The sequence below is a fragment of the Streptococcus pseudopneumoniae genome, assembly GCF_001072315.1.
Classification (GTDB): Bacteria; Bacillota; Bacilli; order Lactobacillales; family Streptococcaceae; genus Streptococcus; species Streptococcus pseudopneumoniae_R.
In genome coordinates this window covers 19,596-38,018 of record NZ_JVLI01000095.1, presented here as the reverse complement: position 1 = coordinate 38,018, position 18,423 = coordinate 19,596, and the positions used below count along the sequence as shown (strand labels likewise).

Genomic DNA, 18,423 nt, shown 5'->3' with positions numbered 1-18,423 from the left:
CCACCTCTACTTAATATTCTTTTTCATTATAACCAAAGTCAGCCAAATCTAGCTTTTTATCGCGCCAGTTTTTCTTGACCTTGACCCAGGTTTCTAGGAAGACCTTGTCTCCTAGCATGAGTTCGATATCACGACGGGCCATACTACCAATTTTCTTAAGCATAGCACCACCTTTACCGATGATAATCCCTTTTTGGCTATCGCGCTCGACCATGATGGTTGCACGGATGTGAACCTTGTCTGTCTCTTCGTCTCGTTTCATAGAATCCACAACTACTGCGACAGAATGCGGAATTTCTTCACGAGTTAGGTGCAAGACTTTCTCACGAACCATTTCTGAAACCAAGAATCGTTCTGGATGGTCTGTGATTTGGTCAGACGGGAAATATTGGAAACCTTCATCCAGATTTTCACTCAAAATATCCACTAGACGAGACACGTTATTTCCTTGAAGGGCTGAGATTGGAACAATTTCCTTGAAGTCCATCTGATTACGGAAATCATCAATCTGAGACAAAAGCTGGTCTGGGTGAACCTTATCAATCTTGTTCACCACCAAAATCACTGGAACCTTGGCAGCCTTGAGACGCTCAATAATCATGTCATCTCCCTTACCACGCGCTTCATCCGCAGGTACCATAAAAAGAACGGTATCCACTTCACGAAGGGTGCTATAGGCAGATTCTACCATGAAATCTCCAAGGGCCGTTTTAGGCTTGTGAATCCCTGGTGTGTCGATAAAGACGATTTGTTCCTTATCAGTCGTGTAAATTCCCATGATTTTGTTGCGCGTTGTCTGCGCCTTGTCACTCATGATGGCAATCTTTTGCCCCATAACGTGATTCAAAAAGGTTGACTTCCCAACATTGGGACGTCCTAAAATGGCTACAAAGCCTGATTTAAAAGTCATAATTTCCTCTTACTGTTTAAAATAATAAATCCCAGATTCGTGGGAGAAAAATCAATGCGCCTGTTATAGCTGCGAAAAGAGAGACCACTAATACCGCGCCAGCCGCCATATCCTTGGCATTTTTAGCCAGCATGGAAAAGTGATAGTGACTGGCCAAATCCACCACATTTTCAATAGCAGAATTGATAATTTCAAAAGCTACTACCAAGAAAATGCTCAATAGGAGAAAGAGCCATTCGATTCGTGACACCTGAAAAACAAAACCTGCAAGAATGACTACAAGAGCCGTCACTGCATGTTTTCTCATATTTCGTTCTTCCTTGATAGCAGTAAAAATCCCTGTGATAGCAAATTCTAAACTGGATATCAGGTCACGATTTTTCCATTTTCGTTTATTGTCTTGTGAGTCCATAGGCTGTCAAAATTTCTTCTTGTAAACCGAACATCTCCGCTTCTTCTTCCGGAGTGTAGTGATCATAGCCGTTGATATGTAAAAAGCCGTGTACTGCCAAGAAGCCCATCTCACGCTCAAAGCTGTGGCCATATTCCTCGGCCTGCTCATGAGCCTTATCGATAGAGATGAAAAGTTCCCCAATATAGGCATCAAACTCAGACATCATCTCTGCCAATTCTGGATTTTCAAGTAAATCCTCTTCGTCAAAGGCAATTTCCAACTCTGGCTTATATTCAAGGCTGATGACATCTGTCGGACGGTCGGTGTCACGATACTCCAGATTGAGTTCATGACTACGTTCATTAGTCACAAAGGTAACTGCCATCTCCTTGTCTTCTTTGCCTAATTTTTGGGCTGCAAATTCCAAAATTTCTTGGGTTTGTTGCAACATTTCTTTTGAAACTTGTCCAGTTTCATCTACCATTTCAATATACATGTGCTTCTCGTTTCTCTTTACTTGGCTTTATTATACCACATTTCTATGATTTTATTCTACCTTTTTGATATAATACTATGGAATACAATCACAAGGAGAGAACGATGTCATTTGACGGATTTTTTTTACACCACATGGTTGAGGAATTGCGAAGAGAGTTAGTGAACGGTCGCATCCAGAAAATCAATCAGCCTTTTGAACAAGAGTTGGTCTTGCAAATCCGCAGCAATCGCCAAAGCCATCGTCTGCTCCTTTCTGCCCATCCTGTTTTTGGACGCATTCAGCTGACCCAAACGACTTTTGAAAATCCAGCCCAACCTTCCACCTTTATCATGGTTTTGAGAAAGTATTTGCAGGGGGCCCTGATTGAGTCAATTGAGCAAGTGGAAAATGACCGTATTGTTGAAATGACAGTTTCCAATAAAAACGAGATTGGAGACCATATTCAGGCTACCTTGATTATCGAAATCATGGGTAAACACAGTAATATTCTACTGGTCGATAAAAGCAGTCATAAAATCCTCGAAGTCATTAAACACGTTGGCTTTTCACAAAATAGCTACCGCACCTTGCTCCCTGGATCGACCTATATCGCTCCGCCAAGTACGGAATCTCTCAATCCTTTTACTATCAAGGATGAAAAACTCTTTGAAATCCTGCAAACACAGGAAACGACAGCTAAGAACCTTCAAAACTTCTTTCAAGGTCTGGGACGTGATACAGCAAATGAATTGGAAAACATACTGATTACCGATAAACTATCTACTTTCCGTGACTTTTTCAGTCAAGAAACTAAGCCATGCTTGACTGAGACTTCCTTCAGTCCAATTCCTTTTGCAAATCAAGTGGGAGAGCCTTTTGCCAACCTTTCGGATTTGTTGGACACCTACTATAAGGACAAGGCTGAGCGCGACCGTGTCAAACAGCAAGCCAGCGAACTGATTCGTCGTGTTGAAAATGAACTTCAGAAAAACCGACACAAACTCAAAAAACAGGAAAAAGAATTACTGGCGACAGACAATGCTGAAGAATTTCGTCAAAAAGGGGAATTGCTGACAACCTTCCTCCACCAAGTGCCTAACGACCAAGACCAGGTTATCCTAGAAAACTACTACACCAACCAACCTATCACGATTGCGCTTGATAAGGCTCTGACTCCCAACCAGAATGCCCAACGCTATTTCAAACGGTACCAGAAACTCAAAGAAGCTGTCAAATACTTGACTGATTTGATTGAAGAAACCAAGGACACTATTCTCTATCTGGAAAGTGTGGAGACCGTCCTCAACCAAGCTGGACTAGAAGAAATCGCTGAAATCCGTGAAGAATTGATTCAAACAGGTTTTATCCGCAGAAGACAACGGGAGAAAATCCAGAAACGCAAAAAACCAGAACAATACCTAGCAAGCGATGGCAAAACCATCATCTATGTCGGCCGAAACAACCTACAAAACGAGGAACTAACCTTTAAAATGGCCCGCAAGGAGGAACTTTGGTTCCATGCCAAGGACATTCCTGGAAGTCATGTTGTCATCTCAGGCAACCTAGCCCCATCTGATGAAGTCAAGACAGACGCAGCAGAGCTGGCCGCCTACTTCTCTCAAGGTCGCCTGTCAAATCTGGTGCAGGTGGATATGATTGAAGTCAAGAAACTCAACAAACCAACTGGTGGAAAACCTGGCTTTGTAACCTATACCGGACAAAAGACCCTCCGCGTTACACCAGACCCAGAAAAAATCGCATCCATGAAAAAATCCTGATTTTACTTGTAATCAGGATTTTTAGCTTATACTCAAATCATATTCAATTATAGGACTAATCTTTGCCACCTAGTTTCTCGTTGATTTTCATCATCACACTAGCAATTTTTTCGCCCCAATAAGGGTCTGAGGCATATTCCACATTCATACCAGACGCCTTGTTCCCAAGGAAAGTTCTGCCCCTATCGATATAATTTTCCTTAATCCACTTGGTTGCTCCTAAAATACCCTTATCCACATCATCAAATGTCTTGGCAGAAAGGTAAGGGGTCGTATCATAGGCTGTAATACCAAAGAAATTATTCTTATCTCTTGCAATCTTGCTACGTCCCCAGTCGCTTTCTAAGGCACTATGGGCAAGGAGGTAAAGGGCATTGATATGGTAATGTTCTTCGGCTTCCTTAAAAGTAGCTCCCTTATTTTCTAAGAGGCTATTATTAATATTTAGCAAACTAAATACCTTATCCAAATCCTCAGCACTATAGTTTGTAGCCTCTGTCAAGTCTTTGAAAAGGAAGGGATTTTCAAGCTTAAAACCATCAAAATGCAGCCCATCTGCCGAATAATATTTCTTGCCTACTTCCATATCAGAAAGATGAGCAGCTACTGGGATACTAGCATTCTGAGCCACATAGTGATAAAAACGGTGCCCATCACTCTCATAATAAGGGATAAAGTCCTTACTAGCATCTAGCGCTTGTAAATCTTCTGTTTTCATATAACCTGACAAACCAGAAATAGTAATAGCCAAGCGCTTGTCATCACTTTTTCTATCCTTATCTAGCCAAACAACACTACCTTGCGATATATAGGACAGCTTTTCACCATTTGCATCATAAACATTTGCTGTGACAGGTACTACTTGATAATAAGCAGCATTTTCATTTGTAGCTTTTTCTCCAAGCCATTTACCATCGTTTCCAAGCTGATAACCATCTACTGTCTCATTTTTCACCATGTAGCCACCAGATTTGAAGTAGTACCAAGCTTGACTTTTAGAATCATAGACCCATTCTTTCTCAGCCATTTTGCCATCAGACTTGAGGTAAAACCATGACTCCTTATCCCAAATCCATTCATTGGCTGCCATATAGCCACCGGATTTTAGATAATAATAGTGACCATTTTCGAAAATCCATTCTTTGTCAGCATGATTTCCATTTTCTTTGATGTAAAACCAAGATTGATATTGTTTGTCAAAAAGCCAACCTTGCTGTACTTTGGCGCCAGTGGCATTCACATAAGCCTGGTCAATCCACTGACTTGTTAGTAAATAACCACCAGATTTAAAATAATAGTCCTTCCCCTTGATTTGGAGCCATTCTTTCTCTGCGTGTTGTCCATCTGCTTTGATATAAAACCAAGCGTCGTATTGAGAATCAAATACCCAGTCTTCTATTACCTTGGCACCTGTAGCACCGACATAGGAAGTACCTACCCAAGCATTTCTTTTCATCTTTCCATTTTGGTCAAGATAATAGAAGGCTCCCTTATCTTCTACCCATTCTGACTTGGCCATATAGCCACCAAATTTGAGATAAAAGTAGTCATCACCTTGTTTCAGCCATTCATTTTCAGCATAGTTGGCATCTTCTTTTATATAAAACCAAGATTGATAGTGAGCATCAAAAACCCACTCATTCGCTGCTTGACTGCCGTCTGCTTTCAGGTATTGTTTTCCTTGCCAAGTACCATCACTGGCCATTACACTGTCTGGTCTAGCTAAGAAAAATAGCAGGGCTAAAAAAATAAATCTTACTTTCTTCATTAACCTTCTTCCTCTGTTCTTATTTATTTTATTGTACCAAAATTCTCCTAAATTCATATTACAAACGAATAAAAAATCAAGAACAGATTGATTGCAGTTTACCTCAGAGACTCTTTTACTTCCTTGCGGAGATTTTCCAGACTACTAATGCCGTATTTGTCCATAACTTTTGGTAAATTTTCGATGATATCAGGACAGGCATAAGGATTGGTAAAGTTGGCTGTTCCAACTCCGATTGCAGATGCCCCGGCCAGATACATTTCTAAGGCAGCCTCAGCCGAATCCACTCCTCCCATTCCAATGATAGGCAGGTCTGTTGTTTGGGCGACTTGGCGGATGAGTTTGAGGGCTACTGGAAAGACTGCTGGACCAGACATTCCACCTGTTCCATTGGCCAAGATTGGTTTTCTAGTTTTGAGGTCAAAGCGCATTCCAACTAGAGTATTGATCATAGTTAATCCACTTGCTCCCGCATCTTCTGCAGCTTTTGCGACAGTGACGATATCCGTCACACTAGGGGTTAATTTGACATAAACTGGCACATCAGACGCTTCCACAGCTGCTTTCACCACATCATAAGCCAGATCAGGATCTTGACCAATCAAAAGTCCGTGATTACAGTGGTCGACATTGGGACAAGAAATATTGAGCTCGATAGCCTTTACATTGGCTGCCTTGGAAATTCCACGAGAAACGGCTGCATATTCTTGTTTTGAAAAACCAGCTACATTGGCAATAATAGGAAGATTTGGATACTCTCTTTCTAGCCAAGGTAATTTTTCAGCCAAAACAACTTCCAAACCAGGATTTTGCAAACCAATTGCATTAAGCATGCCAGCAGGTGTTTCTGCCACCCTTGGAGTTGGATTGCCAAAGCGTGGTTCAAGGGTTGTCGCCTTGATCATAATAGAACCTAAAAGGTCTAAATCATAGTACTTGGCATACTCTTTTCCAAAACCAAAACAGCCTGATGCTGGAATGATCGGATTTTTCAAATCCAAGCCCGGTAGAGAAACTTGTAAACGATTTGTAGTCATGATTTTCTCCTTACAATACAACTGTTCCTGTGCGGAAAACAGGGCCATCTTCACAGACGCGTTGGCTGACCGTCTCGCTTTCTGGCACTTTTAGGACGCAGGCATAGCAAGCCCCCATCCCACAAGCCATACGAGATTCCAGAGACAGATAGGCTCTTGGGTGGTCATAAAAGGTTTGATTGATATACTTCATCATTCCTGGAGCCCCACATGAGTAAACAGCATCAAACTGACTGTCTAAATCATTGATGATAACCGAAACATTTCCTTTAGTGCCATAAGAGCCATCATCTGTCGTTACAAAGACCTGGCCATATTGAGCCAATTCCGCCTCTAAAATAACAGCATCCTTGTTGGCAAAACCAAGGACTGTCACTACTTTCACACCACGCGCATACAATTCCTTGGCCACCTCAAACAAGGGTGGTACACCAATCCCCCCACCAACAAGGAGAACCTGACTTTGCTCATCTAGGTCAGACAAGTCAAAACCATTTCCCTGAGGCCCCATCACATCAAGAGTATCTCCCTGACCTAAGGTTGAAAAAATAGCTGTTCCAGCTCCCTCAATCCGATAAATAAGGCGACACTGCTTCTTAATCTTATCAATAGACGAAATCGAAATAGGGCGACGCAAAAGATGGGCATCATCAGGCACACGCAGATGAAGAAATTGGCCTGCTCGCATGGCTTCAACCATTTCTCCTTCTAGGACTAATTCAAAGATTGCTGGCGCGATTTCCTCCTGTGCAACCACCTTCATGGTTTCCAAACGAATTGCACCCAAACGTTTCTTACATGTGGGATTCATGACTTTTCCTCCTTAAATTTTAAGGGGACCAGATAAAGAAAAGACCTTGCTAGTGCAAGGCCTCAGTTAAAATTGTACAACAGAAGAGAGCACACTCAAAAAGTCCCCTCTAGAAAATTATACTATTCTTTTATCTGACACCTTGTGAGTCTCTCTGGACTCCCCTTAAAGGTTAAATTTTTATTAGTATACTCTTTCAGCTAAAAAAAGTCAAGTAGAAAACGAACATTCTACTTGACCTCACGAGATTATTTTTCACGAATGACTTCTACCTTGTAGCCATCAGGGTCTTTGACAAAGTAATAGTTAGGTGCCGTTCCTGGTAGACCATTTGGTTCAGTCACTTCATAACCTTTGGCACTGTGCTCTTGATGAAGCGCTTCAAGATCAGGTGTACTGAGGGCGATATGGGCAAATCCATCTCCAACCACATAAGGACCATGATCGTAGTTATAAGTCAACTCCAACTCATAGTCATCACCCTCAAGACCTAGATAGACAATCGTGAAGGCATGGTCTGGAAAATCTCTGCGACGCAATTCTTTAAAACCAAAAGCATCTTGATAAAATGCAATTGATTTTTCGAGATTTTCTACTCGCAAGCAAGTGTGTAGCATTTTTGAAGCCATATTTTTCTCCTTTATTTTTAAAAAGACTGGGACAATCCTGTTCCAGTCTTATCAGTTATTATTTACCAAGTTTTGCTTTAGCTGCATCTGCAAGAGCTGTGAAAGCCGCTGCGTCATTAACAGCCAAGTCAGCAAGCATTTTACGGTTAACTTCGATCTCAGCCAATTTCAAACCATGCATCAATTGTGAGTATGAAAGTCCGTTCATACGAGCTGCCGCATTGATACGAGTAATCCACAATTTGCGGAAGTCACGTTTTTTCTGACGACGGTCACGGTATGCATAGTAGTAAGAGTTCATTACTTGTTCTTTTGCAGTACGGAACAAGATGTGTTTAGCTCCATAGTAACCTTTTGCTAATTTAAGAATACGTTTACGACGTTTGCGTGATACAACGCCACCTTTAACACGTGCCATGTTTTATTTCCTCCAAATATTTCCTAGAATTGTTTACTTACAGTCAAGCTATTATTTCAAGCGAGTAAGCATTGCTTTGATACGTTTGTAATCTCCTGAATGCACCATAGATGCTTTACGAAGATGACGACGTTGTTTCTTAGTTTTTCCGTGGAAACGGTGAGAAGTGTAAGCACGGAAACGTTTAAGTCCACCAGAACCTGTACGTTTGAAACGTTTAGCTGATGCGCGGTGTGTTTTTTGTTTTGGCATGATTTTTTCTCCTTTATTTAACTTTCTGACAATTATTTTTTGTCAGTCGCTGGCGCCAATTGCATGAACATTTGACGTCCATCCATTTTAGCACGTTGTTCGATGATGGCAATATCTTGAGTTGCTTCAGCAAACTCGGCTAAAACTTTTGCACCAATCTCTTTATGGGTAATCATACGACCCTTAAAGCGAATAGATACCTTAACTTTATTTCCTTTTTCAAGGAATTTGCGTGCATTGCGAAGTTTTGTATCAAAGTCACCCTTGTCAATAGTTGGACTTAGACGAACTTCTTTCACAGTAACAACACTTTGTTTTTTACGTTGTTCTTTTTGCTTCTTCTGGTACTCAAATTTGAACTTACCGTAGTCCATAATTTTTGCAACAGGCGGTTTGGCTTGGGGTTGAATCAATACTAGGTCAACATTAGCGTTATCAGCCAAAGCTTGCGCTTCACTGAGTGGCTTGATGCCTAGCTGTTCTCCTTCAAGACCAATCAAGCGAACTTCACGTACACGAATCTCATCATTGATGAATAAGTCTTGCTTTGCTATGGTTTTCACCTCTTTTGTTTTATTAGAGAAAAACAATAGCGGACTCGTAAATATACAAGCCCGCACGTTATGATAGCGTTTCTTAGAAACTTTTCATCCGTAGGGCCAGGCAACTTAATGTCACAAGGCGAGAAGCTCTCACTTCTGCTTTTCTCAACTTTTATATGATACCAAGTTTTCTAGACCTTGTCAAGATAAAAAGTTATTTTTTTGAAAAGTTTCTGTTTGTTAACCGACCGTTGAAGGAAAAATTTCGCCTTAAAATTCAAATTCCGAAAGAACATCTTGCCCGCTGGTGACCAATTTTGCCCCTTCTTGAATCAAATGATGGCATCCATCTGATAGTCCATCTAAAATGCTACCAGGAATAGCAAAGACATCGCGCCCTTCTTCCATTGCCCTCTCACAGGTAATGAGACTACCTGAGCGCATCTTAGCCTCTGCTACAATCACACCACGACAAAGTCCAGCAATGATACGATTACGGGCAGGAAAATGAAATTTCAGAGGTTGTTCACCAGGTCCGTATTCACTTAGAACCAGATGGTCATTGCCGATGTAGTCTTGCAAGCGTTTATTGGCTTTAGGATAAAACACATCCAGTCCTGTTCCAATCACTGCAATGGTTTTTCCGCCATTCTGAAGAGCTGCCATATGAGCTGCTGTGTCAATGCCCTTGGCCAGTCCACTGACGATAACCAGTTCATTTTCCAAGCCCTGAATGACTTTTTCAACTGACTTAGCTCCCTGTTTGCTACAAGCACGACTTCCTACGACCGCTACCTTAGGAAATTTCAAGAGGTCCAGATTTCCCTTGTAAAATAAAAGTACAGGCGCATCATATATTTCACTCAAATCCCAAGGATAACAGTCATCTAAAATAGAGAAAGATGGAAATTTTTGAAACTCCTTCTCCAAATGCGTATCGTCTATCTGAAAATAACGCTCCATAAAAACAGCTGGATTTCGGCAACCTGAAATTTCTGCAATGTCACCCAATAAAAGTTCCTGATCGACATTCTCACCGTATTCTAGAACGTTCAAAATCTGTTGATTGCTCAAACCTGATTTTTTCAACTTATAGATTTCATAGTTTGTGATTTTCATAAATAACTCCATTTCTTTTTCTACTCATCTATTTATTCGTAAAAAAATCAAAAAAACATCCGACTATTTTAGCCAGATGTTAGAATCTTTAATTTTCGTTTTTAAGAATTTCTTCTAATTTATGATAATCTTGGACACTATCGATCTCATAGATGCTATTGCCTTCTAATTCTTCAACATAGATATCCAGCTCTTTGATATTATCCTTAACCATATTGTCCCAGTAGAGATCAACAAATTCGCCACTTGCATAAGCCTTATCGATAAAGCTGACAATCTTTTCTGCAGTTGGAGCATCCCAGAAGGATACACCACTAAGGATGCGACCTGCCTTACTATCAACAGTAATGTCTTGAACCTTATAGTCATCTCCATAGACCAAGAACCATTCGTTGGTACAATCTTCACGATAAACACTAAAATAAGTCGAACGTGTCAAATCATTGCGGAACATATTTTTGAAGAGATAGTTATCCGCATCAATAACATAGCTGTTAGCCAACTCTTCTTTTACAAGATAGAGAGAGTAAAAGTTATTGTAATCAGCGTATTTATCATTGAAAACGAGGCGAACACCGTATTTCTCTTTCAAGTAATCGAATTGTTCTTTAAGATAACCAACAATGATGATGATGTCATGGATTCCTTTTTCTTTTAGAAACTCAATTTGGTATTCAATCAAAGGTTTTTGATTAACCTGAACCAAGGCTTTAGGGGTATTTTCAGTCATAGGACGCAAGCGAGTTCCCAATCCCGCTGCTAAGATAATGGCTTTCACACGAATCTCCTTTATTCTTTAATAATAATATAAACTCCAGCAATGACGACAAGTGACGTAATAATTGTCAGCATATCTAGCGGTGCACCCAAGAAAACAACTGCGAACAAGACTGTCCAAACTACATAGCTCACATTCAAGCCTGTAGCCTTGGCTGGTTGCAAGCGATTGATAGCGATATAATAAGCCAAGTAGGAAATCATATCAAAGGCTGCAAAGACAATCATGAGACCTAGCAATTGTTCATTGGCTACTGCGGTAAATGACTGATGAGAGAAGAGCACAATCACAAGATAGGACAAGAATGAAGTTACTTGACGGATTAAGAGGGCTTCGATTTCACTCAATTCACTTTCCATGGCAAAGGAGCTAAGGACACTCTCACTTCCCCATGCAATAGCACAAACCAAAGCACAGAGAATCCCAATGTAGAAGGAATTGACCTGTTCAACCTTATAGGTCTGAGCAATAATCCCTCCAATAATCAAGACGATCCCAAACACAGTATTTTTCGAAATCTTGTGCTTCAAAAAGAAGAAAGCCAATAAAACTGAAATCGCAGGGTAAATAGCCGACACAGATGAAGCTAAGGAACTTCCGATATACTTAACCGCGTAAAGATTGGCCTGCATACCGATAGGGCCTGCTAGCAAGGCTCCGATGATAACACTAACATTGCGAATATTTAAGAAAATTGAGAGACGAACTTTTCCTTCTTTTACCAAGAGAAAAGCTAGTAAGATAAAGATACTCAAGAAATCGTGAGCAGCGGCCACCACAAAGGGCGACAAATCTGTAAAAATTGAAAAGATGTAAGCACTAATCGTTAGACCTAAACCCCAGAAAATACCTGAGAGTAGACCAAAAGAAACTCCATTTTTATTTTTCATCTGAACCTCCATAATAGGCCAGACCTTTAACAGCTCTTTGGTAACGACTCACACCATAGTCACCAAAATCTGCACCTTGCTCTTCCTTATAGACAGTCCATAGACTCCAAATAGCATCTTGTAAAATTTTATAAATGGCAATCTTTTCACGAGAGACAGGTGTTTGCTCACTCTCATAGTGAGATAAGAAGGCTTCTTCCTCTTGACGAGTGAATTCAGACTCTAAAAAGAGGGCAGCCAAATCCCACATTGGATCGTTCATTGATGAATATTCCCAGTCAATCAGATAAAGTCGTCCTTGAGGTGATTCGATAAAGTTTTCAGGGACCAAATCGATATGACAAGATTTTCTGTCAACACCTAAGTCAGCCAGTCTTTTCTCTAAGGAGAAGACTTCTTCTCGAACAACTTCATAGTTAGCATAAGGAATTTGTTCTTCAATCAAGGATTCGTATTTTTTGATTTCTTCAAAAGGAGCAAATTCTCCTCTTAATTCCTTGCCAGAAGCATGAATGGTTTGTAAAATTGGAGCAATTTTATCAAACTTGGTCTTGATTGACGTTGAATCAAGCGTAATCGCAGATTCGATATACTCATTTACTTTGATACCAGCATCAATATCAAAAAGATAATTTTTTACATCTAAGTCTAAATCCTTTAGTAGTTCAAGATTGTACTTTTCATCTTGACGATTGATCAGCTTTTCTGTCCCTTTACCAAAGAACTTAACGATGTATTGCTTATTTGTTGTTTTGACCAAATAGTTTTGATTGGTCATTCCCCCCAGTTGTTCAACACTGAGGACTTCCTCTTCTTCACTAAGTAGGGAAGAAATTTTCTCTTTAATGATTTTCTCCACAATTAACCTCCAGCACTTATACTTCCCACTTAAACACAGTTTTAAAGGCTGTGTTTAAATCGGTCGCAAAGACACGGTGAATATCTTTAATTTCTCTTACAGGTTCTTCTAGATAAAGGATATTTTTAAGACGATTGGCAAATTTCTTGACTTCCATCATTTGGATTGCATTTTCAAAATCGATGCGACCAGAACGAGAGGAACCAACCAAGAGCAAGCCTTTTTCTAAGGCATCGCGTGTATTGAGATTGACTTTATACTCGCTAACTCCCATCATGAGAATCGTTCCCTGAGGACGAATGTAGCGAATCAGGTCATTTATAGCCGGTCCAGTACCATTACCACCACAACATTCAAAAGCATGGTCAAAGGCCAAATCTTCAGGAATATTGTCAGTAATATAGCATTCTTTGGCAAATGAGAAAAGTTCCAATTTTTCCCAATGACGACCAATAACCACAATCTCTGCTTCTGGCAAAGTATAGTTGATAATATTAGCAACTACAAAAGCTAAACTTCCATCTCCGATAACGGCGATTCGGTCCCGCTTGCTATGAGCAAGGGTCAATAGACGATTCATAGCGTGCATGCCGACACTGACAAACTCTGTAATGGCTGCAACCGTATCTTCGATAGCATCATAAGCCACCACACGATCTTTAGGAAGAGAAACAAACTCTCTCATAAAGCCATCAAATCCACTAGACAAGAAATGAGTCCCTGTCATGTAGTTCTCATAGAATTCTTCATCACTCTGCATAGGAGGATGATTGGGAATCATGACAACTTTTTGCCCAACCTCGTAGGTTCCTGTCGGGTCAGAAATAACGGTTCCACATGACTCGTGAATCATTGCCATTGGAAGCTTTTTATTCAAAATCTTGGGATCACGTTTTCCTTGGTAGTAACGCTGATCCGCATGACAGACCGCCATATAATTAGGGCGGATGAGGATATGATTCTCTTGGTCAATAGCCTCTTCCTGGTATTTGACATTGATAAACTTGGGCTTAGTTAGTTGATAAATTTGATTAATCATTTTACTAGTCTTTCTCAATCATACTTTTTGCAATCTTCAAATCTGTTACTGTTGTAATCTTCAGATTTGAATATTCACCCTTGGCCAAGGCCACATCTTTTCCTTTGATCACAAAGATTTTACATGCATCTGTCAAGATTTCCTTCTCTTCAGCAGAGAGAGATCCATAAAGGTCCATGAAATCCTTGCAACGGAATGTTTGAGGTGTTTGTCCTTGATAGAGGTGAGCACGATTTGGAATATCTGTAATGAATTGACCATTGGTACTTTCAACGATAGTATCAACCGCTTCTACCACTGTGTCCACTGCGTCATGATTTTGCGCAAGTTTGATATTGTCTTGAATCATGCGAAGTGTAATAAATGGACGAACAGAATCGTGGGTAACAACGATATCCTCTGGAGTAAGCGGACGATAAGCATCAATGGCTTCAATGATTTTCTCAATACTTGTATTGCGGTCAGCACCACCTTTTGTAATGATGATACGATCCTTATGAAGAGGTAGATATTTATCTACAAGATCCTCTGCATGGGAAACCCAGTCTCCATGAACCCCAACCACAATTTTTTCAATACTTGGTTCCAAGACAAATTTTTCAATTGTATGAATCAAAATAGGTCGATCACCTAACTCTAAAAATTGTTTTGGTAAGTTACTGATTCCCATGCGTGTGCCAGTTCCACCAGCAAGAATTCCTGCATAAATCATCTATTTTCTCCTTTGTCTTACTAAAAAAACTTATTCTCTTTATTATACCACAATCTAGTCCTATCATGAAAGAAATACCGGCCCTCCCGTTCTAGAATAGGAGGATTATGCAGTTCCATTATTCAAAGAAACTAGTCCATTTCTAGTAGTGACTAGGAATTCTGTAGTCATTACTAATAAATGGCTGTGAAATTTTAGAGTTCTCCAGAATAATATACTTTCCTTAAAGAAAACTTAAAATTAAGATTTGAAACTTCAAAGTGATTACTTGACTTATACTCAATGAAAATCAAAAAGCAAACTAGGAAGCTAGCCGTAAGCTGTACTTGAGTACGGTAAGGCGACGCTGACGTGATTTGAATTTGATTTTCGAAGAGTATTACTGCCCTTCATTTCTTATTAGCTGACTTTATGATATAATGAAAAACGAGGTAAATTGAATGAAAAGTATAAAATTAAATGCTCTATCTTACATGGGAATTCGTGTCTTGAATATTATTTTTCCCATCCTAACTGGAACCTATGTCGCGCGTGTCTTGGACCGAACTGACTATGGTTACTTCAACTCAGTCGACACAATTTTGTCATTTTTCTTACCCTTTGCAACTTATGGAGTCTATAACTACGGTTTACGGGCCATCAGTAATGTCAAGGATAACAAAAAAGATCTGAATAGAACCTTCTCTAGTCTTTTTTATTTGTGCATAGCTTGTACGATTTTGACCACTGCTGTCTATATCCTAGCTTATCCTCTCTTCTTTACTGATAATCCAATCGTCAAAAAAGTCTACCTTGTTATGGGGATTCAACTCATTGCCCAGATTTTTTCAATCGAGTGGGTCAATGAAGCTCTGGAAAATTACAGTTTTCTCTTTTACAAGACTGCCTTCATCCGTATCCTGATGCTAGTCTCTATTTTCCTGTTTGTCAAAAATGAACACGATATTGTTGTCTATACACTTGTGATGAGTTTATCGACGCTGATTAACTATCTGATTAGTTATTTTTGGATTAAAAGAGACATTAAGCTGGTTAAAATTCACATCAGTGATTTTAAACCGCTCTTTCTCCCTCTGACAGCCATGTTGGTCTTTGCCAATGCCAATATGCTCTTCACATTTTTGGATCGTCTCTTCCTCGTTAAAACAGGGATTGATGTCAACGTTAGTTACTATACCATGGCTCAACGAATTGTGACCGTTATAGCTGGTGTTGTAACAGGAGCTATCGGAGTGAGTGTGCCTCGTCTCAGTTACTATTTGGGTAAAGGAGACAAAGAAGCCTATGTTTCTCTGGTTAATAGAGGTAGTCGAATCTTTAACTTCTTTATCATTCCTTTAAGTTTTGGGCTCATGGTTTTAGGACCAAATGCCATCCTACTTTACGGTAGTGAAAAATATATCGGAGGCGGTATCTTAACCTCTCTATTCGCTTTTCGTACGATTATCCTGGCACTAGATACCATTCTTGGTTCCCAAATTCTCTTTACAAATGGCTATGAAAAACGTATCACAGTCTATACAGTCTTTGCTGGATTACTCAATTTGGGCTTAAATAGTCTCCTCTTTTTCAACCATATCGTGGCTCCTGAATACTACTTACTGACAACTATGCTATCAGAGGCCTCTCTACTTGTTTTCTATATCATTTTCATCCATAGAAAACAACTCATCCACTTAGGACATATCTTCAGCTATACTGTTCGATACTCTCTCTTTTCACTTTCCTCTGTAGCAATTTATTTCCTGATTAATTTCCTGTATCCTGTGGATATGGTCATTAATTTGCCATTTTTGATGAATACTGGTTTGATTGTCTTGCTATCAGCCATCTCTTATATTGGTCTACTTGTCTTCACCAAAGATAGCATTTTCTATGAATTTTTAAACCATGTCCTAGCCTTAAAAAATAAATTCAAAAAATCATAGGAGTTTAGAATGAAACAACTAACCATTGAAGATGCAAAACAGATTGAATTAGAAATTTTGGATTATATTGATACTCTCTGTAAAAAGCACAATATCAACTATATTATTAACTACGGTACTCTGATTGGGGCAGTTCGACATAAGGGCTTTATCCCTTGGGACGACGATATTGATTTATCCATGCCTCGAGAAGACTACCAACGATTTATTAACATTTTTCAAAAGGAAAAAAGCAAGTATAAGCTCCTAGCCTTAGAAACTGATAGGAACTACTTTAATAACTTTATCAAAATAATCGACAGTACGACTAAAATCATTGATACTCGAAATACAAAAACCTATGATTCTGGTGTCTTTATCGATATTTTCCCCATGGATCGCTTTGATGATCCTAAGGTCATTGATACTTGTTATAAACTGGAAAGCTTCAAACTGCTATCTTTCAGTAAACATAAAAATATTGTCTATAAGGATAGCCTTTTAAAAGATTGGATACGAACAGCCTTTTGGTTGCTCCTTCGACCTGTTTCTCCTCGTTATTTCGCACATAAAATCGAGAAAGAAATTCAAAAATATAGTCGCGAAAATGGTCAGTATATGGCCTTTATCCCTTCAAAATTTAGGAAAAAGGAAGTCTTCCCAGTTGATACCTTTAAAGAACTCATCTTAACTGAGTTTGAAGGTCGTATGTTGCCCGTCCCTAAAAAATATGATCAATTTTTAACCCAGATGTATGGGGATTATATGACACCACCATCAAAGGAAATGCAAGAGTGGTATAGTCACAGTATTAAAGCTTATCACAAAAGCTGATTAAGGACGACCATATAAACTACAAAAAGGCTGGGAAAAACTCAATTTCAGAAGAAAATGAAGTAAATATTCCTACAACAAAACGCATAATATCAAGGCTTCAACACCTGAATATTATGCGTTTTTAATTTTTCTTCAATCCATTACAATAGATTGAGAACTCAATTTCTTATAAGTAAAGGAATTTGAAGATAGCTACTGCCGCAATTGCTGCTGCGATCGGTGCTACTACTGGTACCCAAGAGTACCACCATTTTGAATCGCCTTTGTGCTCACCAAGAACTGATTTTGGAAGGAAAGCATGAAGGAGACGTGGTCCCAAGTCACGGGCTGGGTTCAAGGCAGGTCCTGTAGGTCCACCAAGTGATGTTACCAAGGCCATAACAAGGAATCCAAGTGCCAAGTGAGCTACTGAAAGTCCTGAAGCAGTATGTGGTGCTACTTGGGCTTTGATTGCTAAATCAGAAAAATCAACATTTTGACCTGCTTGACTAGCCATTTGTTTCATGTATTGAAGCACTTCAGAACCAAAGAAGTTTTTAGTCATTCCAAGGGCTGCAAAGAAAAGAACAAATGAACCAACAAACTCGTTTACAAAACCGTTAACAGTTGCTGCAAAACGTGATTCTTTTGTACCATTATCCAAACTTGAAATTGTTGAGAAAGTACCCAAGATATTGTTTGGATTTTCAGTTTTCAAGTAGTATGGGCGGTGTGTAGCCACAACCAAGGCTTGACCAAAGATAGCACCCAAAACTTGTGCAATGATATAAGGCGCAACTTGTGCCCAAGGGAAAAGACCGCTGATTGCAAGTCCAAGAGTGAAGGCTGGATTGATGTGGTTTCCAGATACGTTACCAAACATTAATGCTGGGATCATAACCCCCATACCATAACCAACAGCGATAACGATCCAGCCACTTTGGTAGCCTTTCGTACCTTTAAGTTCAACGTTAGCAACTGCACCATTTCCAAGAATGATCAAAATAGCAGTTCCCAAAAATTCAGTGGCATATTTAATTGCCCATGTGAAATCCATTTGATAGATTCTCCTTAAAATTTTTTAGACAATCCTTATTCTATCAATTTTTATATCTTTTAGCAACTACTTTCCCGAAAGATTACAACAGAAAACGGTTCCAAAACTTATAAACTAATCTTTGTTTTAAAGATATTCCCAGTTCATTATGTTATCTACACTAATCTGATGCTTTCAATTCCTCCTGATACATAGTATAGGGAATAAGAAGTATCTTTCCCCATTCACC

The 18,423-nt window shown here is 39.5% G+C and carries 20 protein-coding genes and 1 other annotated feature; of the genes, 3 read left to right on the top strand and 17 right to left on the bottom strand.

What is annotated here, in order from left to right:
* Positions 1 to 10: 10 nt before the first annotated feature.
* From era to ybeY, 3 genes are read right to left on the bottom strand one after another with little or no spacing between them, the layout of a single operon-like run.
* A complete protein-coding gene (era, locus tag ADH54_RS04570; protein ID WP_000143264.1) occupies positions 11 to 910 on the bottom strand; it encodes a GTPase Era in 900 nt (299 codons plus the stop codon).
* A 16-nt stretch (positions 911 to 926) separates the two neighbouring features.
* Positions 927 to 1,322, bottom strand: a complete 396-nt coding sequence (locus ADH54_RS04565; protein WP_049524211.1) for a diacylglycerol kinase family protein — start codon at positions 1,320 to 1,322, stop codon at positions 927 to 929.
* A complete protein-coding gene (ybeY, locus tag ADH54_RS04560; RefSeq protein ID WP_000275156.1) occupies positions 1,303 to 1,800 on the bottom strand; it encodes an rRNA maturation RNase YbeY in 498 nt (165 codons plus the stop codon). The genes ADH54_RS04565 and ybeY overlap by 20 nt, the downstream gene beginning before the upstream one ends.
* Positions 1,801 to 1,904: 104 nt before the next feature.
* Here ybeY and pavA point away from each other — a divergent pair, with 104 nt between their 5' ends.
* A complete protein-coding gene (pavA, locus tag ADH54_RS04555) occupies positions 1,905 to 3,560 on the top strand; it encodes an Rqc2 family fibronectin-binding protein PavA (protein ID WP_049524210.1) in 1,656 nt (551 codons plus the stop codon).
* Between the two features lie 55 nt (positions 3,561 to 3,615).
* Here pavA and ADH54_RS04550 read toward each other — a convergent pair whose 3' ends face one another.
* The 13 genes from ADH54_RS04550 to ADH54_RS04490 form a co-directional block, all read right to left on the bottom strand.
* Entirely contained in the window at positions 3,616 to 5,385 is a 1,770-nt protein-coding gene (locus ADH54_RS04550; RefSeq protein WP_080980782.1) for a glucosaminidase domain-containing protein, read from the bottom strand.
* Between the two features lie 41 nt (positions 5,386 to 5,426).
* Positions 5,427 to 6,413: a dihydroorotate dehydrogenase gene (locus tag ADH54_RS04545; RefSeq protein WP_161800813.1), complete on the bottom strand. Its 987-nt coding sequence runs from the start codon at positions 6,411 to 6,413 to the stop codon at positions 5,427 to 5,429.
* Entirely contained in the window at positions 6,376 to 7,176 is an 801-nt protein-coding gene (locus tag ADH54_RS04540; RefSeq protein WP_049524207.1) for a dihydroorotate dehydrogenase electron transfer subunit, read from the bottom strand. The genes ADH54_RS04545 and ADH54_RS04540 overlap by 38 nt, the downstream gene beginning before the upstream one ends.
* A gap of 248 nt (positions 7,177 to 7,424) precedes the next feature.
* The gene (locus ADH54_RS04535) at positions 7,425 to 7,805 is read right to left on the bottom strand and encodes a VOC family protein (RefSeq protein ID WP_000157153.1); all 381 of its coding nucleotides are present in this window, start codon (positions 7,803 to 7,805) and stop codon (positions 7,425 to 7,427) included.
* 58 nt (positions 7,806 to 7,863) lie between these two features.
* Complete coding sequence (gene rplT, locus ADH54_RS04530; protein ID WP_000124834.1) at positions 7,864 to 8,223, bottom strand: 50S ribosomal protein L20; 360 nt, start codon at positions 8,221 to 8,223, stop codon at positions 7,864 to 7,866.
* Positions 8,224 to 8,274: 51 nt separating this feature from the next.
* A complete protein-coding gene (gene rpmI, locus ADH54_RS04525; protein WP_001125943.1) occupies positions 8,275 to 8,475 on the bottom strand; it encodes a 50S ribosomal protein L35 in 201 nt (66 codons plus the stop codon).
* 32 nt (positions 8,476 to 8,507) lie between these two features.
* Entirely contained in the window at positions 8,508 to 9,038 is a 531-nt protein-coding gene (infC, locus tag ADH54_RS04520) for a translation initiation factor IF-3 (RefSeq protein WP_000848180.1), read from the bottom strand.
* Between the two features lie 15 nt (positions 9,039 to 9,053).
* Positions 9,054 to 9,185: a sequence feature (ribosomal protein L20 leader region), on the bottom strand.
* Positions 9,186 to 9,287: 102 nt separating this feature from the next.
* Complete coding sequence (gene dprA / locus ADH54_RS04515) at positions 9,288 to 10,136, bottom strand: DNA-processing protein DprA (RefSeq protein WP_049524206.1); 849 nt, start codon at positions 10,134 to 10,136, stop codon at positions 9,288 to 9,290.
* Between the two features lie 88 nt (positions 10,137 to 10,224).
* The gene (locus ADH54_RS04510; RefSeq protein WP_049524205.1) at positions 10,225 to 10,914 is read right to left on the bottom strand and encodes a CTP--phosphocholine cytidylyltransferase; all 690 of its coding nucleotides are present in this window, start codon (positions 10,912 to 10,914) and stop codon (positions 10,225 to 10,227) included.
* 11 nt (positions 10,915 to 10,925) lie between these two features.
* Positions 10,926 to 11,804 (bottom strand): DMT family transporter, encoded by an 879-nt coding sequence (locus ADH54_RS04505; RefSeq protein ID WP_049524204.1) that lies wholly within the window; start codon positions 11,802 to 11,804, stop codon positions 10,926 to 10,928.
* Positions 11,794 to 12,663, bottom strand: coding sequence for a choline kinase LicA (licA, locus tag ADH54_RS04500; protein WP_049524203.1), 870 nt, complete (start codon positions 12,661 to 12,663; stop codon positions 11,794 to 11,796). Before licA ends, ADH54_RS04505 begins: the two co-directional genes overlap by 11 nt.
* A gap of 16 nt (positions 12,664 to 12,679) precedes the next feature.
* Positions 12,680 to 13,702, bottom strand: a complete 1,023-nt coding sequence (locus tag ADH54_RS04495) for a ribitol-5-phosphate dehydrogenase (protein WP_049524202.1) — start codon at positions 13,700 to 13,702, stop codon at positions 12,680 to 12,682.
* Between the two features lie 4 nt (positions 13,703 to 13,706).
* Positions 13,707 to 14,414 carry an IspD/TarI family cytidylyltransferase gene (locus ADH54_RS04490; protein ID WP_000638487.1) on the bottom strand — a complete coding sequence of 236 codons (708 nt, stop codon included), beginning with the start codon at positions 14,412 to 14,414 and terminating at the stop codon, positions 13,707 to 13,709.
* Between the two features lie 440 nt (positions 14,415 to 14,854).
* On the opposite strand from ADH54_RS04490, the gene tacF reads away from it, so the two are divergent.
* Together tacF and ADH54_RS04480 are read left to right on the top strand one after the other, a co-directional pair.
* Entirely contained in the window at positions 14,855 to 16,342 is a 1,488-nt protein-coding gene (gene tacF / locus ADH54_RS04485) for a type IV teichoic acid flippase TacF (RefSeq protein ID WP_049524201.1), read from the top strand.
* A gap of 9 nt (positions 16,343 to 16,351) precedes the next feature.
* A complete protein-coding gene (locus ADH54_RS04480) occupies positions 16,352 to 17,155 on the top strand; it encodes a LicD family protein (protein ID WP_049524200.1) in 804 nt (267 codons plus the stop codon).
* A 169-nt stretch (positions 17,156 to 17,324) separates the two neighbouring features.
* Here ADH54_RS04480 and gla read toward each other — a convergent pair whose 3' ends face one another.
* Entirely contained in the window at positions 17,325 to 18,194 is an 870-nt protein-coding gene (gene gla / locus ADH54_RS04475) for an aquaglyceroporin Gla (RefSeq protein ID WP_000348118.1), read from the bottom strand.
* Positions 18,195 to 18,423 lie beyond the last annotated feature (229 nt).

Coding starts and splice junctions, on each gene's coding strand:
- era (WP_000143264.1), bottom strand. CDS start 910: ATGACTTTTAAATCAGGCTTTGTAGCCATTTTAGGACGTCCCAATGTT.
- ADH54_RS04565 (WP_049524211.1), bottom strand. CDS start 1,322: ATGGACTCACAAGACAATAAACGAAAATGGAAAAATCGTGACCTGATA.
- ybeY (WP_000275156.1), bottom strand. CDS start 1,800: ATGTATATTGAAATGGTAGATGAAACTGGACAAGTTTCAAAAGAAATG.
- pavA (WP_049524210.1), top strand. CDS start 1,905: ATGTCATTTGACGGATTTTTTTTACACCACATGGTTGAGGAATTGCGA.
- ADH54_RS04550 (WP_080980782.1), bottom strand. CDS start 5,385: ATGAATTTAGGAGAATTTTGGTACAATAAAATAAATAAGAACAGAGGA.
- ADH54_RS04545 (WP_161800813.1), bottom strand. CDS start 6,413: ATGGCCCTGTTTTCCGCACAGGAACAGTTGTATTGTAAGGAGAAAATC.
- ADH54_RS04540 (WP_049524207.1), bottom strand. CDS start 7,176: ATGAATCCCACATGTAAGAAACGTTTGGGTGCAATTCGTTTGGAAACC.
- ADH54_RS04535 (WP_000157153.1), bottom strand. CDS start 7,805: ATGGCTTCAAAAATGCTACACACTTGCTTGCGAGTAGAAAATCTCGAA.
- rplT (WP_000124834.1), bottom strand. CDS start 8,223: ATGGCACGTGTTAAAGGTGGCGTTGTATCACGCAAACGTCGTAAACGT.
- rpmI (WP_001125943.1), bottom strand. CDS start 8,475: ATGCCAAAACAAAAAACACACCGCGCATCAGCTAAACGTTTCAAACGT.
- dprA (WP_049524206.1), bottom strand. CDS start 10,136: ATGAAAATCACAAACTATGAAATCTATAAGTTGAAAAAATCAGGTTTG.
- ADH54_RS04505 (WP_049524204.1), bottom strand. CDS start 11,804: ATGAAAAATAAAAATGGAGTTTCTTTTGGTCTACTCTCAGGTATTTTC.
- ADH54_RS04495 (WP_049524202.1), bottom strand. CDS start 13,702: ATGATTAATCAAATTTATCAACTAACTAAGCCCAAGTTTATCAATGTC.
- ADH54_RS04490 (WP_000638487.1), bottom strand. CDS start 14,414: ATGATTTATGCAGGAATTCTTGCTGGTGGAACTGGCACACGCATGGGA.
- tacF (WP_049524201.1), top strand. CDS start 14,855: ATGAAAAGTATAAAATTAAATGCTCTATCTTACATGGGAATTCGTGTC.
- ADH54_RS04480 (WP_049524200.1), top strand. CDS start 16,352: ATGAAACAACTAACCATTGAAGATGCAAAACAGATTGAATTAGAAATT.
- gla (WP_000348118.1), bottom strand. CDS start 18,194: ATGGATTTCACATGGGCAATTAAATATGCCACTGAATTTTTGGGAACT.